Annotated in this window: 14 protein-coding genes and 1 pseudogene; 5 read left to right on the plus strand and 10 right to left on the minus strand. The window is 63.3% G+C overall.

The genetic code is table 11. The annotated features are described in order from the left end of the window. Nucleotides 1-85 precede the first annotated feature (85 nt). The 7 genes and pseudogenes from K0F86_RS27295 to K0F86_RS02200 all read right to left on the minus strand — a co-directional run bounded on the left by K0F86_RS27295 (nt 86) and on the right by K0F86_RS02200 (nt 6,977). A complete protein-coding gene (locus tag K0F86_RS27295; protein WP_257571966.1) occupies nt 86-892 on the minus strand; it encodes a FecR family protein in 807 nt (268 codons plus the stop codon). Between the two features lie 27 nt (nt 893-919). Beyond that, nucleotides 920-1,402 (minus strand): annotated as a pseudogene (locus K0F86_RS27300) (sigma-70 family RNA polymerase sigma factor); the annotation flags it as partial. A 250-nt stretch (nt 1,403-1,652) separates the two neighbouring features. Beyond that, complete coding sequence (locus K0F86_RS02180) at nt 1,653-2,783, minus strand: YbdK family carboxylate-amine ligase (RefSeq protein WP_071075480.1); 1,131 nt, start codon at nt 2,781-2,783, stop codon at nt 1,653-1,655. Then, on the minus strand, nt 2,784-3,971 hold the full coding sequence (locus tag K0F86_RS02185; RefSeq protein WP_219132729.1) for a cation:proton antiporter: 1,188 nt from the start codon (nt 3,969-3,971) through the stop codon (nt 2,784-2,786). A gap of 313 nt (nt 3,972-4,284) precedes the next feature. Continuing rightward, entirely contained in the window at nt 4,285-5,454 is a 1,170-nt protein-coding gene (locus K0F86_RS02190) for a VWA domain-containing protein (RefSeq protein WP_219132730.1), read from the minus strand. Beyond that, nucleotides 5,448-6,098, minus strand: a complete 651-nt coding sequence (locus K0F86_RS02195; protein WP_219132731.1) for a GNAT family N-acetyltransferase — start codon at nt 6,096-6,098, stop codon at nt 5,448-5,450. The genes K0F86_RS02190 and K0F86_RS02195 overlap by 7 nt, the downstream gene beginning before the upstream one ends. Before the next feature lie 9 nt (nt 6,099-6,107). Continuing rightward, nucleotides 6,108-6,977 (minus strand): MoxR family ATPase, encoded by an 870-nt coding sequence (locus tag K0F86_RS02200; protein ID WP_219132732.1) that lies wholly within the window; start codon nt 6,975-6,977, stop codon nt 6,108-6,110. A gap of 232 nt (nt 6,978-7,209) precedes the next feature. On the opposite strand from K0F86_RS02200, the gene K0F86_RS02205 reads away from it, so the two are divergent. Together K0F86_RS02205 and K0F86_RS02210 are read left to right on the plus strand one after the other, a co-directional pair. After that, complete coding sequence (locus K0F86_RS02205) at nt 7,210-7,539, plus strand: cytochrome c (RefSeq protein WP_092796428.1); 330 nt, start codon at nt 7,210-7,212, stop codon at nt 7,537-7,539. Nucleotides 7,540-7,550: 11 nt separating this feature from the next. Beyond that, nucleotides 7,551-7,892, plus strand: coding sequence for a cytochrome c (locus K0F86_RS02210; RefSeq protein ID WP_219132733.1), 342 nt, complete (start codon nt 7,551-7,553; stop codon nt 7,890-7,892). A 2-nt stretch (nt 7,893-7,894) separates the two neighbouring features. Here the strand turns inward: K0F86_RS02210 and norR are convergent, their stop codons facing one another. Then, entirely contained in the window at nt 7,895-9,451 is a 1,557-nt protein-coding gene (gene norR / locus K0F86_RS02215; RefSeq protein WP_219132734.1) for a nitric oxide reductase transcriptional regulator NorR, read from the minus strand. Nucleotides 9,452-9,601: 150 nt separating this feature from the next. On the opposite strand from norR, the gene nirK reads away from it, so the two are divergent. Genes nirK through K0F86_RS02230 form a run of 3 tightly spaced genes read left to right on the plus strand, consistent with a single transcriptional unit; the run spans nt 9,602 to nt 14,087 of the window. Then, nucleotides 9,602-11,086 (plus strand): copper-containing nitrite reductase, encoded by a 1,485-nt coding sequence (nirK, locus tag K0F86_RS02220; protein WP_219132735.1) that lies wholly within the window; start codon nt 9,602-9,604, stop codon nt 11,084-11,086. A 29-nt stretch (nt 11,087-11,115) separates the two neighbouring features. Continuing rightward, entirely contained in the window at nt 11,116-11,793 is a 678-nt protein-coding gene (gene ytfE, locus K0F86_RS02225; RefSeq protein WP_219132736.1) for an iron-sulfur cluster repair protein YtfE, read from the plus strand. A 14-nt stretch (nt 11,794-11,807) separates the two neighbouring features. Beyond that, a complete protein-coding gene (locus K0F86_RS02230) occupies nt 11,808-14,087 on the plus strand; it encodes a nitric-oxide reductase large subunit (protein ID WP_219132737.1) in 2,280 nt (759 codons plus the stop codon). A gap of 2 nt (nt 14,088-14,089) precedes the next feature. Here the strand turns inward: K0F86_RS02230 and K0F86_RS02235 are convergent, their stop codons facing one another. Together K0F86_RS02235 and K0F86_RS02240 are read right to left on the minus strand one after the other, a co-directional pair. Further along, nucleotides 14,090-15,556 carry a hypothetical protein gene (locus tag K0F86_RS02235; RefSeq protein ID WP_219132738.1) on the minus strand — a complete coding sequence of 489 codons (1,467 nt, stop codon included), beginning with the start codon at nt 15,554-15,556 and terminating at the stop codon, nt 14,090-14,092. Continuing rightward, complete coding sequence (locus tag K0F86_RS02240; RefSeq protein WP_219132739.1) at nt 15,556-16,326, minus strand: DUF3274 domain-containing protein; 771 nt, start codon at nt 16,324-16,326, stop codon at nt 15,556-15,558. Before K0F86_RS02240 ends, K0F86_RS02235 begins: the two co-directional genes overlap by 1 nt. Nucleotides 16,327-16,950: the final 624 nt, after the last annotated feature.

Consider the following 16,950-nt stretch of genomic DNA (forward strand, 5'->3'; position numbering starts at 1 on the left):
CCTTTCGTGGATGCGCAAGATGGAGACTACCTGTCTACCAAGTCACGCGAGCACGCTGAAACAGCTCACTTTGCAGAAAATATATTCAGCGCGCCGCCAGTTCGATGCGCACCACCTGATGGCCCCAGAAGCGCGTGACGGTATTGCGCCGCAGTTGCAGGCTGGCGCTGACGGCGTCGAGGATGGCGCCCACGTCGGCCAGCGGGTAGGAACCGGACACGCGCAGGCTTGCGACGGCGGGCGTGCAGCGCAGCGGATGGGCGCTGTAGCGCGACAGCTCGGCGAGGAAATCGGCCAGGCGCATGTCGCGCGCCACCAGCATGCCATCGAGCCATGCGCCGCCATACGGCGCAAGCGCCTGGCGGTGGCAGTTCGTGCCGTCGAAATGCGCGCCTTCGCCGGGATGCAGCACCAGGCGCTGTGCGCCATCGCCGGCCAGCACGGCGACGGCCCCTTCGAGCACGCCGGCGCTGGCGTATTGCTCGTGCAGGCGCACGGTGAAGCGCGTGCCCAGCGCCTGCAGGCTGCCATGCGGCGTGCCGACGAAGAACGGTCGTTGTACCGCATCCTTGGCGGTGGCGATGAAGATTTCGCCGGCCAGCAGGTCGACGCGGCGCTGCGCGCCGTCGTAAACGACATTCACGGCGCTGCTGGTGTTGAGCGTGAGCTGCGTGCCGTCATCAAGGGTCACGACGCGGCGCTGGTTGACGCCCGTGCGGTAGTCGGCCGTCCAGCTGCGCCAGGGGCTGCGGCGTTCGAACGCATGCAGCGAGGCGCCGCAGGCCAGCAGCAGGGCCAGGGTCTTGACGGCATGGCGGCGCGGCGCGTTCGCCTGCACGCAGGCGCGCAGCAGGCTCGCATGCGCCGCGGGCGGCAGGTGTTCATGCTGCATTTGCAGCTGTTGCCACGCCTGCGTGGCGCTGCCGGCCCGCTGCAGATGGCGTTTTACTGTCGCCAGCGAGATGCCGAGCTGGCGCGCGATGTCTTCCTGCGGCAGTTCGTCGAGCTGGCGCAGCAGGAAGGCCCGTTTGACGGGGGGCGGCAAGCCGTCGAGCATGCGGTCCAGTTCAGACACGGTGGCCAGCAGCAGCGCGCGTTCCTCGGGCGATGGCGCATGCGAGGGCGGCAGCTGCGCCAGCACATCGAGGTAGGCCTGTTCCAGTTTCTGGCGACGGTAATGGTTGAACAGCACGCGCTGCGCCACGGTGGCGAGCAAGGCGCGCGGCTCGCGCGCGGCGACGGCGTCTTCGCGGTCGAGCAGGCGCATGAAGGTGTCCTGCGCCACATCGGCCGCGCAGGCCGTGCTGCCGAGTTTTTTACGCAACCAGCCCTGCAGCCAGCCGTGGTGGTCGGCATACAGTGTCGCGATGTCCTGGCGTTGTAGCGGCTCTGCCAGCGGCATCGCATTCCCTTTGCATTTTTAAACAATAATAAGAATCATTCTCACTTATTGTAACAAGCGGGGGAGGTGGCTGTAAATGACGGGGAGATGGGGTGTGGTTTTTTGGGTTGAGGAGCGGGTAGGTCGGATTAGGTGGGGCCGCCGAGGTCCGAAGGACCGTAATCCGACAACATTGTTGGCCCGGCCGGTGGTGCTGTCGGATTACGCGGCTACGCCGCTAATCCGACCTACGTTTTCATGCTGTGCAGCGTCAATAGTTCATCGGTTCGCCACGGAAGCAGCGGATCGCCGAATCGACCATGCCCTCGGCGCTGCCCTGCAGGCTGTGCTGCTTGCGCAGGTATTGCGCGTCGCTCCACTGCTTGGCCACGTCCGACAGGTGTTTCAGGGCCGGCGTGCTGCCCAGCGCCTCGGCGTGCGGCTCCATCTTGCGCAGGGTGGTCATGATGTCTTCGCGCAGCGACATCGTTTCGTAGGTTTTCGGATGCGTGATGGCGCCATCGAGGCCGAAGCGGCAGGCCTGGAAGCGGTTGTAGTTATATACGAGATAATCGTCTTCCACTGGTGGCACCTCCTTGCGTTCGAGCAGGTAGCGGCACAGGGCCTGCAGGTAGGCGGCCAGCGCGGCGGCCCGCTCCACCGTCAGCGGCGTGTCGCAGACGCGCAGTTCGATGGTGCCAAATTCCGGCTTGGGACGGATATCCCAGTAAAAATCCTTCATGCTCTTGATGATGCCCGTGTTCTCCATCTTGGCGAAATACTCGTTGGAGAACTGCTCCCAGCTCAGCGTAAACGGCGCGCGTCCGCTCATGGGAAAGGCGAACACGGAGTTCAAACGGGCCGAGTCGAACAGGGTGTCGCGCCCCTGCACATAGGGCGAGGAAGCCGACAGGGCGATGAAATGGGGGATGTAGCGGTTCAGCGAATGCAGCAGGAACATGGCGTCGTCGCCCGAGGCGCAGCCGATGTGCACGTGCTGGCCGAAGATGGTGAACTGCTTGGCCAGGTAGCCGTACAGTTCCGAAATCTCCTGGAAGCGGGGCTTGGAAAAGATCTTTTGCGACGACCATTGCTGGAACGGGTGCGTGCCGCCGCCCGCGATGCCGATATTGAGCTTGTCGCCGGCCGTGATCAAGGTGTCGCGGATTTCCTGCAACTGCTCCAGCAGGGGGCCGTGGTGCGTGTGCACGCTCGAGTTGATCTCGATCATGCTCTCGGTGATTTCCGGCGTGACGTTGCCGGGGAACGGCTTTTTATTCAGCAGATGCAGCAGGTCGGGGCTGGCGGCCGTCAAGTCATAGTCCGACAGGTTCACCAGTTGCAGTTCGAGTTCGACGCCGAAGGTCAGCGCGGCCGATTGGCCAAAGGGTTCCAGCGGCATTTAGCGCTCCTTGATTTCGTGGGTTTCTTTGGCCAGCATCAGCACGCGCTGCACCAGCACGGGGCCGATCAGTTCCAGGCCCAGGGTGATGGCGGCCAGGGCGTTCAATTCGTCGCCGAAGTTCACGCCGTGCTGGCGCGCGTGTTCGAGCAGCAGGATGATAAAGACGGAGACGGGCGTCAGGGCCACGCCCGTCAGCACGCCCTTGCGCCAGGAAATGCCGCTCACATGCGAGAACGCGGCCACGCCGGCGACCTTCGTCAGCAATCGCCCGCCGACGACGGCCAGGGCCAGGCCCGCGCCGGCCGTCACGCTGGCCCATTCCAGGGTCGAGGCGGCATACACGAACAGCAGCACCGTCAGCAGCTCGCCCAATGCGCCGAAATTGCGCTGCGCCTGGCTGAAGGCGACGCGGCGGTGGCGGGCCACCAGGCCGAAGGTGAGGGTGGCCAGCAGCGGCGACAGGCTGGTGGTGTAGGTCAGGGCGACGAGCAGCATCACCGACAGCGCGAAGGCGACGGTGGCATCCTGCGCCATGTTGCCCAGGCGGCGCAGCATGGCCGGCACGACGATGCCGAAGACGGTGCCGGCGCCCACCGAGGCGGCCAGCACGGCGGCGCTGCTGCTGCTCGCCTCGATCAGGTCGGTGGAGCTCTGGAACATCCAGAAGCCGACGATGATGTTGAACGTGAAGACGGCCAGCACGCAGTTGAGGGCGGTGAGGTGGACGATGCGTTCCGTCACCTGGCCCGAGCTGCGTTCCTCGTTGATGACGCGCATGATGGTGGCCGGCGAGGTGGACATGGCCAGCGATGCCAGCAGCAGCGCCGTCATCGAGGTGCTGCCGAATTCGATGCCGATGAAGTAGACGACGGCAAAGGTCAGCAGGGATTCGACCAGGCCCGTGACGGCGATCCACGGGTTGTTCTTCAGCCAGCGCAGGTTGATGCGGTAGCCCACCTCGAACAGGATCAGGCCGAAGGCCACGTCGGCCAGCACCAGCATGGGGCCGGCGTCCGTCTGCGGCAGCACGCCTACCTGCGTCTGCGCGAGGACGAAACCGATCACGCCGTAAAAACTGATGCGCGGCAGGCCCGTCCAGCGGTGACCGAATTCGCCCACTACCCAGGCCAAGGTAATGGCGAACGGCCAGGACAGGTCGGCGGCGATCGAGATCAGACTTTGCATGCTCATTCCTTTGAAAATGGCGCTGGTACCGGCCGGCAGCACGGAGGCTGGCGCGGCAATGTCGTGGTGCAGCGATGGTGCATGGTTTGCGCAGAGCGATGCGCCGATTCTACCGGAGCAGAAGGCGCGCACGATGTGCGCAATCGAACAGTGTCGCGGCCATGGCGGCCGCGCACGGGATGCAGCAGGATGGGGCAGGGCTGGTGTCAGCGTATGGTACCCGCCCGCAGCGGAGATGCTCCGCACGGTAGTTTTGTACCGCAGTGTACGGCATGGCGGCGGCATGCCGCCATGGACTTTTTGTTGCGCGACTTTATTTACTGAGCAGACGCATGCCCCGTTCCAGCCCGTCGATCGACAGGGGGAACATGCGGTTGTTCATCAACTGACGCATCACGCCGATCGACTGGCGGTACTGCCACAATCCCTCCGCCTCGGGGTTGAGCCAGATGAACTTCGGGAACGCCTGGGTAAAGCGCGCCAGCCACGTCGATCCGGCTTCTTCGTTGTTGTATTCGACGCTGCCGCCCGGTTGCAGGATTTCATAGGGGCTCATGGTGGCGTCGCCGACAAAAATGAGCTTGGTGTCGGGCGGGTATTTGCGCAGCACGTCCCAGGTGGGGAAGCGCTCGGCATTGCGGCGCCGGTTGTTCTTCCACAGGGTGTCGTAGACGCAGTTATGGAAGTAAAAGAATTCCATGTTCTTGAATTCCGTCTTCGCCGCCGAAAACAGTTCCTCGGTGCGTTCGATATGGTCGTCCATGCTGCCGCCCACGTCGAACAGCATCAGCACCTTGATGCGGTTCTTGCGCTCGGGCCGCATCCGGATGTCCAGATAACCGGCGTTGTTCGCTGTGGCGGCGATGGTGGCGTCCAGCGCCAGTTCGTCTTCCGCGCCTTCGCGCGCGAATTTGCGCAGGCGGCGCAAGGCCACCTTGATGTTGCGCGTGCCCAGTTCGCGCTCGGTGTCGTAATCCTTGTAGCTGCGCGCTTCCCACACTTTCACGGCCGTGCGGTTGCCGCCCTTGCCGCCGATACGGATGCCTTCCGGATTCGTGCCGCCATTGCCGAATGGCGACGTGCCGCCCGTGCCGATCCACTTGCTGCCGCCCTCGTGGCGCTCCTTCTGCTCCTTCAGCAGCTCGTTCAGACGGTCCATCAGCTTGTCGTAGCCGAATTTTTCCAGCTGCGCCTTCTGCTCTTCGGACAGTTCGCGCTGCATGCGTTTCAGCAGCCAGTCGAGGGGAATCGCCGCGTTCGTGTCGAAGGCCGCATTGACGCCCTTGAAGTACTGCGCAAACGCGCGGTCGAACTTGTCGAAATGGGCTTCATCCTTGACCAGGGTCAGGCGCGCCAGATAGTAGAAATCGTCCATCGAGGCGTCGATGACGTTCTTTTGCAGCGCTTCAAGCAGGGTCAGAAATTCCTTGATCGAGACGGGAATCTTCGCATCCTTGAGCGTGAAGAAGAAATCGATCAGCATGGCGATGCCTGTGTTCCTGCGTGTCCTGCGGGAGGCAGTGCTGCGATGGGGCGCTGCGCCAGCTTGTAGCGCAGATGGGCGGCAATTTCCGGCCATTCGCCGCGCGTGATGCTGTACATGACCGTGTCGCGCACGGTGCCGTCGCGGCGCAGCGCATGGTGGCGCAGCACGCCGTCCTTTTTCGCGCCCAGGCGCTCGATGGCCGCCTGCGAGGCATGGTTGAAATTGTCGGTGCGCAGACCCACCAGCGCGCAGCCGAGGGTATCGAAGGCGTGCGCCAGCAGCAGCAATTTGCAGGTGGTGTTGACGTGGCTGCGCTGGCAGCGCTGCGCATACCAGGTGTAGCCGATTTCCAGGCGTTTGATTTCGGGCACCACGTCGTGGTAGCTGGTGGTGCCGAGCACCTCGCCGCTGGCCACGTCGATGACGGCAAAGGCGAAGCGCGCGGGGCGCATCTCGATGCCCTTGAAAATGTACTGGTCCACCTGCTCCGGTTCGGGCACGGAGGTGACGCGCAGATTCCATAGCTCGCCATCCGTGGCCGCCGCGCGCAGGCCCTGCGCGTGGTGCGGCGCCAGCGCTTCGAGGCGGATGCCGTGCAGTTCCAGGGGGACGAAGACCTTGTCGGGGCTGATGTCGTTCACCGGCGCTCCTTAGCGGTTGGTGCGCGACATGAACATCAGGCGCTCGAACAGGTGCACGTCCTGCTCGTTTTTCAGCAGCGCGCCGTGCAGCGGCGGCACCACGGCTTTATTGTCCTTGCTGCGCAGGGCTTCGACCGGGATGTCTTCGGCCAGCAGGAGCTTGAGCCAGTCGAGAAATTCCGAGGTCGACGGCTTTTTCTTCAGGCCCGGTACGTCGCGCACTTCATAGAAGGTTTGCAGCGCCTGCGCCAGCAATTCCTGTTTCAGGTGCGGGTAGTGGACGGCGACGATCTGCTCCATCGTGTCCTTGTCCGGGAATTTGATGTAATGGAAAAAGCAGCGGCGCAAGAAGGCATCCGGCAATTCCTTTTCGTTGTTCGAGGTGATGATGACCAGCGGACGATGGCGCGCCGTGACCATTTCGCGCGTCTCGTAGACATAGAATTCCATGCGATCGAGTTCGCGCAGCAAGTCGTTCGGGAATTCGATGTCGGCTTTGTCGATCTCGTCGATCAGCAGTACCACCGGTTCGGGCGCCGTGAATGCCTGCCACAGCACGCCCTTGACGATGTAGTTCTGGATGTCGCGCACGCGCTCGTCGCCCAGTTGCGAATCGCGCAGGCGCGACACGGCATCGTACTCGTACAAGCCTTGCTGCGCTTTGGTGGTCGATTTGATATGCCATTGCATCAGCGGCATGTTCAGCGCGGCCGCCACTTCCTCGGCCAGCATGGTCTTGCCCGTGCCCGGTTCGCCCTTGATCAGCAGCGGGCGTTGCAAGGTCAGCGCCGCGTTCACGGCCAGTTTCAGGTCGGCGGTGGCGACATAGCTGTCGGAACCTTCGAAGCGTTGGCCTTGCTGGGAGTGCTGTGCTTGCATGAGCGGTCTGCCAAAGTAGGGAAAGGGAGAGTATAAACAGAACTGTGGCGCACCGCCACGCGGACGGCCTGTGCCCGCCTGCCTACAATGCGGGTTTTATAGGTGGACTTGCAAGAATATCTTGGCTAGAATCGGCAAGCAGCAGATTAATTGTCAACCTTAATTGTCAACACATAAGATCAAAAAAACCAGCTCTGGCGTTTCTCCGATTACCTTTGTTCACATTGCCACTATGAAAAAAATATTTGCACTTCTCGTGCTTGCCGGCATAGCAAATGCCGTCACAGCGGCTGACATTGTAGGAAACGCCAAGGCAGCGACTGCCAAGGTGGAAATGTGTATCGGTTGCCACGGCATTCCCGGTTACAAGGCGACCTTCCCCGAAGTGTTCCAGGTGCCGATGATCGGCGGCCAGCCGGCAAAATATATCGAAAATGCGCTGCAAGCCTACAAGAAGGGCGATCGCAAGCACCCCAGCATGAAGGGCATTGCCAGCAGCCTGTCGGACCAGGATATCGCCGATGTCGCCGCGTATTATGCGCAACAAGCCAAGCCGAACTGAGGATCAGCCAGATGAAAACACTACTCGCCGCCTTCGTTTGCGCCACCATCTCGTTCGGCGCCAGCGCCGCCGGCAATGTCAATACAGGTAAAGCCCTGGCCGAAAAATACAGCTGCGCCACCTGCCACGGCAAGGATTACGGTTCGCCCATCGACCCGTCGTACCCGAAACTGGCGGGCCAGCACAGGGATTACCTGGAACACGCGTTGACGGCGTATAAACGGGGCGACAAGGCCAACGGCCGCAACAACGCCATCATGACGGGCCAGGTGAAACCGCTGAGCAACCAGGACATCAAGGACCTGGCCGCCTACCTGCACAGCCTGCCGACCACCCTCGTGATCCACCGCTAAGCTCAGGATTTCATTCCGACGCGGCGCGCCAGCTTATGCAAATTGCTGGCGTCGAGCCCTAACTGGCGCGCCGCGGCGGCCCAGTTATCCTGATGCAGGACCAGCGCTTGCCGGATGGCCTGGCGCTGGCTCGCTTCGACGATCTGATGCATCGACAGCTGCGCGGCCGCCGGCGTGCCGCACGCGCCTGGCACTGGCGGCAGCGCATCCGTGCCGGCCGGCGCTTCCAGCGCATCGAGGTCGAGCATATCCGTTTCCAGCGTTACTATCTCTTTGCGGTCCGCGCCGCGGATCACCGCTTTCAGCGCGGCCCGGCTGATCACATGTTCGAGTTCGCGCACATTGCCCGGCCAGCGGTAATGGCATAAGGCGTTTTCCGCCGCGGCGGACAGGCGCAGGCTGCGCAAGCCCAGGCGCGCGCGGTTCAGTTCCAGGAAACCACCGGCCAGCAGCAACACGTCATTGCCCCGCTCGCGCAGCGGCGGAATCGGCACGGGATACACGGATAAACGGTGATACAGGTCGGCGCGGAACGTACCGTCGCGCACATGCTCGCGCAGGCTGCGGTTGGTGGCGGCGATCACGCGCACGTTGACCCGGCGTGGCCGGTCCGCGCCCAGGCGCTGGATTTCACCATTTTGCAGGGTGCGCAGCAGCTTGGCCTGTATCGACAGCGGCAATTCGCCCACTTCATCGAGAAACAGGGTGCCCCCCTCGGCCGCCTCGAAGCGGCCAGGCCGGTCGCTGACGGCACCGGAAAACGCACCGCGCACATGGCCGAATAATTCGCTTTCGGCCAAGGACTCGGGCAAGGCCGCGCAATTGACGTGGATTAAAGGCTTGCCCGCGCGGCGCGACAGCCGGTGCAGGCGGTGCGCGCACAGTTCCTTGCCCACGCCCGTCTCTCCCAGCAACAGCACGGGCAGGTCCGATTCGGCCACCACCTGCAGCTCGTGCAGCAGCTGCATGATGGCGCTGCTCTGGCCGACGAACTCGTGTTCCTCGCGTGGCGCCTGCGCATCGGCCTGCATGGCGCCGCCCGACAGGCGCAGGGCGCGGATTTCGGTTTCCAGGCGGGTCACGCGCACGGCCGCCTCGATGGCGCAGGCCAGCTCGCCCAGGTCGCGCTGCGCCCGCGCGTCGAAGGTGCCCACCTGCAGCGCGTCGAGCGTGATCACGCCCCAGCGTTCGCCTTCCAGGTCCAGCGCCATGCCCATGCAGTCGTGCACGGGCAGCGGCTCGCCGGCCCGCTCGGCGATCAGGCCATCATACGGATCGGGCAGGGAGCTGTCGTGATGGAAGCACAGCACGCCGCGCCGCTGCAGGATGGCGGCCAGGCGCGGATGGTCGGCGACGGCGAAGCGGCGTCCCAGCGCGTCGCTGGCCAGGCCGGCCATCGCCACAGGGCGCAGGTGCTCGCCATCGAGCTTGAGCAAGGCCACGGCCTCGCAGCCGAAGTGCGCGCGCAGGCTGCCCACCAGGCGCTGCAGGCGCACGGCCACGGGCAGGTCGGCGACCAGGTCGGTGAGTAACAGCAGGTGGATGGCGGTAGTGGTCATAAGTACCACGCAGGGTACAACGAACCACGGCAAACAAGGGTCATAGCGACCCTGCATTTTTCAAATCATTGATTTAAAACAAGTTTTTCCTGGCACACGGTTTGCCTAGATAAGTGTGCCGAACCGGCATACAAGACCAAGGAAAGCCTGATGAAAACGACTCCCTCCCTCCGCGCCATCGCCGCCGCCGTCTGCGTCCTGGCCATGCCCCTGTCCGTGCAAGCCCAGGCGAGCCTGCCGGCCAGCGCCGCCGCCACTGCGGCCAAAGCCGCGCCGGCGACGCTCAAGCGCTATGAACTGCAAACCAATATCGTCGACGGCAAGATGGTCTTCATCGACGCCAAGGGCCAGGTCAACCCCGTGCTGGCGGCCAAGGTGGGCGACACGGTCGAACTGGTGCTGAAAAGCGGCGAAGGCGCCGAGCACGATTTGCTGATCCCGGAACTGAACGTCGCATCCGCCAAATTCAGCGCGAATAGCGGCAGCACCAGCGTGCGCTTCAAGGTCACGCGCGCCGGCACGTTCACCTATTACTGCTCGATCCCCGGCCACCGCCAGATCGGCATGGAAGGCAAGCTGGAAGTGACCGGCACGTCGCTGGCCGAAGCCGGGGCACCGAAGGCTGCAGCCGCCGGCAGCGCTGCCAGCGAATCGAGCCAAGCCGCCGCGCTGGCCCTGTACACGCCCGCGCCGTCGCCGATGCGCGGTCCCGATCCGTCCGCCGTCAACGTGGCGGCCAACCCGGCGCAGGTACCGGCCGCCATCGGCGCGCGCGCGCCGCAGTTACTCAAGTACCGCATGGAGACGGTGGAATTGCCGGGCAAGCTCGATGACGGCACCACTTTTACGTACTGGACCTTCAACCGGCAAGTGCCCGGCCCGATGCTGCGCGCGAAGGTGGGAGACACGGTGGAACTGACCCTGTTCAACGCGAAGGACAGCAAGATGATCCACTCGATCGATTTGCACGCCGTGACGGGCGGCCATGGCGGCGGACAGCACACGCAGGTCGCTCCGGGGCAGGAAAAGACGGTGACCTTCAAGGCGCTCAATCCGGGCCTGTTCGTGTACCACTGCGCCACGCCGCTGGTGCCGCAGCATATCGCGGCCGGCATGTACGGCATGATCCTGGTCGAACCGGAAGGCGGCCTGTCAAAAGTGGACCGCGAGTACTACGTGATGCAGGGCGAGATGTATACGGGACGTCCGCACGGCGCGCCCGTGCACCAGGAACCGAACCTGGAAAAAATGGCCAATGAACTGCCCGACTACTACGTCTTCAACGGCGAAGTGGGCGCCCTGAGCAAGACGCATAAGTTGCAGGCGAAAGTCGGCGAGACGGTGCGCATCTATTTTGGCGTGGGCGGTCCGAACAAGATTTCATCGTTCCACATCATCGGCGAGATCTTCGACAAGGTGTACAGCGAAGGCTCGATCAGCAGCCCGAAACACGACGTGCAAACCACGCTTGTGGCTCCGGGCGGCGCGACCATCGTGGAACTCAAGGTGCAGCATCCTGGCAGCTATCTGCTGGTCGACCATGCCTTGTCGCGCGCCGGCAAGGGCGCCGTGGGCGTGCTGGAAGTGACGGGCGAAGCCGTGCCCGGCGTCTACCACGCGGGCGCGGTGCAATAAATCTACCTATTCATCCTCAAGGAACTGCTATGGAAATGATCGACCTATCCCTGGGCCAGCTGGCCCGCCGCATCCCTGGCGCCACGCGCCTGTTCGATGCGCACCGCCTGGATTTCTGCTGCGGCGGCAACAAGACCCTGCGCGCGGCGGCCGAGGCGGCCGGCGTGGACACCGCGCCCATCGTCAAGGAACTGCAAGTGCTGGCCGGACGCGCAGATACCAGCGGCGCGCGTGACTGGCAGGACGCCCCGGCCACCGCGCTGGTGGAACACATCCTGGCGCGCTATCACGCGGTGCACCGCGAGCAGTTGCCCGAGCTGATACGCCTGGCGCGCAAGGTCGAGCAGGTGCATGGCGACCGCGCCGACTGTCCGCACGGGCTGGCGCAACACCTGTCGGCCATGGCGCAGGAGCTGGAAAGCCATATGCGCAAGGAAGAAGACGTGCTGTTCCCCATGATCGTGCGCGGCCAGGGCCCCCGGGCCGGCGCGCCCATCAACGTGATGCGCATGGAGCACGACGACCATGGCGTGGCCTTGCGCGCGATGGAGGCGATGACGAACGATATCACCGCACCGGCCGGCGCCTGCACCACCTGGCGCGCGCTGTACACGGGCTTGCGCACCTTCCGCGAGGATCTGATGGCGCATATCCATACTGAAAACAATATCCTGTTCGAGCGCTTTGCGCCGGCCGTGGTGCACTGACAAAGGAAAGACCCATGGGTCCCTACAAAAAACTCTGGTTCACCCTGATCGGTGTGCTGATCGTGACGTTTTCGCTGCTCGGTTACTACGGCACGGAAGTCTACCGGCAGGCGCCGCCCATTCCCGCGCAAGTGCTGGCGCAGGATGGCCGGCAACTGTTTGACCGCGAGGGCATCCTCGACGGCCAGACGGCCTGGCAATCGGTGGGCGGCATGCAGCTGGGCTCCATCTGGGGCCACGGCGCCTACCAGGCGCCCGACTGGACGGCCGACTGGCTGCACCGCGAACTGACGGCGTGGCTGGAACTGGCCGCGCAAGAGCAGCATGGCAAGGCGTACGCGGCGCTCGACGGTCCCGCGCAGGCGGCGCTGCGCGAAGCGCTCAAGATGGAGTACCGCGCCAACCGGGTCGATGAAGAACAAGTACTGCACCTGTCGGCGCGCCGCGTGCAAGCGATCGCCAACACGGCGCACTATTACGACCAGCTGTTCTCCGACGCGCCTGCGCTGCACGCCAGCCGCGAGCATTTCGCGATGAAGGAAAATACCCTGCCCAGCGCCGAGCGGCGCGCGCAGATGACGCAGTTCTTCTTCTGGACGGCGTGGGCCGCCGCCACCGAACGTCCGGGCCAGAAAGTGACCTATACGAACAACTGGCCGCATGAACCGCTGATCGGCAACCAGCCCAGCGGCGAAAATCTCGTCTGGTCGGTCGCCAGCGTGGTGGTGCTGCTGGCCGGCGTGGGCTTCCTCGTCTGGGGCTGGGCCTTTTTGCGCGACCATGACGAAGCGCTGCCGACGCCCGGCGCGCGCGATCCGCTCACCACTTTCGCGCTGACGCCTTCGCAGCGGGGACTGGGAAAATATCTGTTCCTCGTGGTGGCGCTGTTCATCTTCCAGGTCTTCATCGGCGGCTTCACGGCGCACTACACGGTGGAAGGGCAGCAGTTCTACGGCATCGACGTGTCGCGCTGGTTCCCGTATGCGCTCACGCGCACCTGGCATATCCAGGCCGCGCTGTTCTGGATCGCCACGGGCTTCCTGGCCGCCGGTCTGTTCCTGGCACCGCTGATCAATGGCGGCAAGGATCCCAAGTGGCAGCGCCTGGGCGTCGACGTGCTGTTCTGGGCCCTGGTCGCTGTCGTCGTCGGCTCGTTTATCGGCAATTACCTGGCCATTGCGCAAATCATGCCCCCCGAGTGGAATTTCTGGCTCGGCCACCAGGGCTATGAATATGTGGACCTGGGACGCTTGTGGCAGATTGGCAAGTTTGTCGGTATCCTGCTGTGGCTCGTGCTGATGCTGCGCGGTGTCGTGCCGGCCCTGCGCCAGCCGGGCGGCGACAGGAACCTGCTGGCGCTGCTGACCGCGTCCGTGGGCGCCATCGGCCTGTTCTATGGCGCCGGCCTGTTCTACGGCGAACGCACGCATCTGTCGGTGATGGAGTACTGGCGCTGGTGGGTGGTGCATCTGTGGGTGGAAGGCTTCTTTGAAGTGTTCGCCACCACGGCGCTGGCCTTCATCTTCTCGACCCTGGGCCTGGTGTCGGTGCGCATGGCCACGACGGCCAGCCTGGCATCGGCCTCGCTGTTCATGCTGGGCGGCATACCCGGCACCTTCCACCATCTGTACTTTTCCGGCACCACCACGCCCGTGATGGCCATCGGCGCGAGCTTCAGCGCGCTCGAAGTGGTGCCGCTGATCGTGCTGGGCCACGAGGCCTGGGAGAACTGGCGCCTGAAAGCGCGTGCGCCGTGGATGGAGCAGTTGCGCTGGCCGATGATGTGCTTTGTCGCCGTCGCCTTCTGGAACATGCTGGGCGCCGGTGTCTTCGGCTTCATGATCAACCCGCCCGTGGCGCTGTATTACATCCAGGGACTCAACACCACCGCGACGCATGCGCATGCGGCGCTGTTCGGCGTGTACGGTTTCCTGGCGCTGGGCTTTACCTTGCTGGTGCTGCGCTATTTGCGGCCCGATTACCGCTTCAGCCCTGCCTTGATGAAGACGGCGTTCTGGGGCTTGAACGGGGGGCTGGTGCTGATGCTCTTTACCAGCTTGCTGCCGATTGGCATCATCCAGTTCCACGCCAGCGTCACGGAAGGCCTGTGGTATGCGCGCAGCGAGGCATTCATGCAGCAGCCGCTGTTGCAGAACCTGCGCTGGATACGTACCTTTGGTGACGTGGTATTCATCGTCGGCGCGGTGGCCATGGCGTTGCAGGTGGTGCTGGGATTGCTAAGGCCGCAGGTGAGCGAGGGCACGCGGCCGGCGGCTGCCGGCATACCATTGTGAGCTCAGTTCGAATAGCCCTGCATCAAGGTCTTGGCATCGTGGCGCAGTCCCCACCACGGTAAAAAGACTGAAGCTTCGCCGCGTGCGCGGAACCAGGGTTTTTCCGGATCGATGGGGCGCGCCACCGCGGGTGGCGCCACCAGCACGGCAACGGGCGCCTCCAGGTCGCCCGTGCCCGCCACCAGCACCGGCCGGCCCAGGTGATTCGCGTAGGCGACGGCCAGCGCCACATTCGTCAGCGCTGTGCCGGCCCCCATCTCGCCCAGCAGGGCCGAGGTGTTGAAGGTTTGCTTGGTAAAATCCAGATCGGGTAAATTCAGGGTCAGGCTTTGCGCCAGCGAGCCGATACGCTCGGAAGATGCCGGATATCTATTGCCCGCATCGTGGATCACATAGGCTATCTTGTCAGTATCGAGATTGGCCTGCTCCGCCGCCTGTTCGATGGCCGACGCCCATGCCTGCACCGCGCGCGGCGGTTGACCTTTCGCTGCCTGGTAGTCGGAGACGGCGGCCGTTGCCGGGAAGCCCAGCCAGGCCAGCGGCGCGCGCTGCGTCTTGAAGTCGGTACCGGCCAGTATTAACAGAGCGATATTTTCATCGATCTGCTCATCCTTGGGTGGAAAGCTGGGCGCGTCCCAGTTCATCACCCATACGGTTTTATCGGGATGCGCCTGCAAATATGCCAGGCCCGCCGCCAGCGAGGTAAAACCTGCGTTCGCATCTCCCATCGTCACGCGCACGTCGGGCGGCGTTGCCGTGGTCCAGGAATTGGGGAAGTGGGGGTTGCCGATGCTGAAGGCGCGCATGATCAGCTTACGCACCACATCTGCCGCCTGTACAGGGTCAAGTCGCCCCGCAGGCAGGGCATATTCGACATGGATGCCGGCCAGTTCGCGCCGCGTCGATCGGTCTTTCAATGCATGGGCATTGTAGAAATAGGTAGAATTGGAAAAATAGTTTTGTCGGAATAGCGGCATCATTTTTTCCACATATTTATGATGATAGCCTTCGAAATTTTCCTCGCCATTGCTGCCCGAGGCAATCATGCCGATGGATTGCACCTTGCTGTAGCGCGCTGGATTTTCCCTGACTTTGTCATCGTTCTGGTTCGGCTTGGCCAGCCCCAAGGTCCACAACAATTGCCACTCCGTCGAATAGTCGCGCCGTTGCAAGGGATTGAGCCATTGCACGCCCACCACCTGGGCCATATAAGGCCTGGCTGGCTGCGCAGGCGTCGCTGTCGCGACATCGCCTTTCGTGGCTGGCTTGATCGCGCAAGCACTGAGCAAGGAAAATATCATCAGGGAAAATAAAAACGGCATCACGAGATAGCGTTTCATCATGTCTCCATCGGTGAGGGGAGCGGCGTCGGACTGGCTGGCGAACCAGACTGCCATGCTGGCAAGCAGGAAAAATGCACAGCAGCTCCAAGCCAGGCGGCGTAGGGGAGTGGCGATCAGTGCACGCATCAGTGATCCTTCCAGCGCGAGTTCCTGCGTTTGTTAACGATGGAATCCGGTAACGCGCCAGTGCTGCCAGGACTATGAACCCAATCGAACACACTCATTGTCTTGAATTTTCCAGTTCTAAAGTATTCATAAAATATCTTGTGCGAATGACTGTCATCCAAGTTCTTCAACAATCGCCAATCGGCTATCACTCGCAATTTGCGCAACGCCTTTTCTTGAATATGGCTCACCCCCACCGCCACGTCATACGCCAATGCCTTTTCCGCATGCATGCCATTGGTCATGATGGTTGAATGATCGGTGGCGTGCGTGTCGAGGTTGGCGGCCAGATTGGCGGTGATGATGTCGCCGCGCCATCGCTTGTGCTCTTCGCTGGCGGTGGCCGGCATGTCTTCCTCGCTGACCTTCTCTCCCATCGGCGTGCGACCCGTGCGTTTGGCCATCAAGCGCACGCGGGCGTGGTCTTCGTACAGCATGGTGGCGTGGCTGTCGCGGTCGCCCTTGGGCGCGCCTATCTGCTCGTCGCTCAAGGCCTGGTATGGATCGCCGGCGGCATGGCTGCGCCGTGGATCGCGCAGGCTGCCGCGCGGATTGTATAGCTGGTCGAAGTCCTCGCTGGCCACGCCGTACTGCACTGCCTGCGGCAAGAACGGTTCGGGCAGCGCCGGCGCATTGACGGGGATGCTCCAGTCGCGCGGCGGCAGCGCGTTGATGCGCACGCCCGCTCCTTTCGCCAGGGGAATCAAGGCCAGGGCGGCGACTTGCGTCATGGCGCGGCCGCTTCCCGTGCTGTTGGCCAATCGCCCTTTCTGGCTGGAATAGTCGGCGATCTTCGAATGCGGCACCCAGAAGTCCAGGCTGCCCCGTTCCGGACAAGCCATTGCCCCACAGGTCAGGCAAGGAAGAACAGCCGTTCGCGAATGGCCCGCCGCCCCAGTAGTCATATTCGTTGAGATAAATGGAAGCGCCGTATTCCTGTAATTCAAGGTCACTGGCCTTGTAACCCCAGCGGAACTGGATCACGGGCGAGTGGTGCCCGGCGTCGGCAATGAAGGTGTTGGGCGTGCGGTCGGGGTCGACAAAGCCGTCATCCGTCAATTCGCGCCGGTAGGTAACGGGCCATAACTGTCCACCTTCCACGCTGGGGTAGGCCAGGTGCTCATCGCAGCGTTTCAGGCGGGTATTCAAGCCCTTGCACAGGCCCTCCTCGCTCTGGTGGTACCACTCGCCATCGGAATTGACGCCATGCACAAAGATAACGATGCCCGGTGACGGCACCTGCTGCAGGCAGTCCAGCAGGCTGCGGCTGAAATTGGTGCTGCCGCAGACCTTGCCTGCCATGATAAGGCGGGGATCGATAGCGGGCTTAACCGGCCCGTTGCTGGGATCGCTCA

Source organism: Janthinobacterium sp. UMAB-60 (assembly GCF_900095235.1).
In the GTDB taxonomy this organism is placed as follows: Bacteria; Pseudomonadota; Gammaproteobacteria; order Burkholderiales; family Burkholderiaceae_D; genus Janthinobacterium.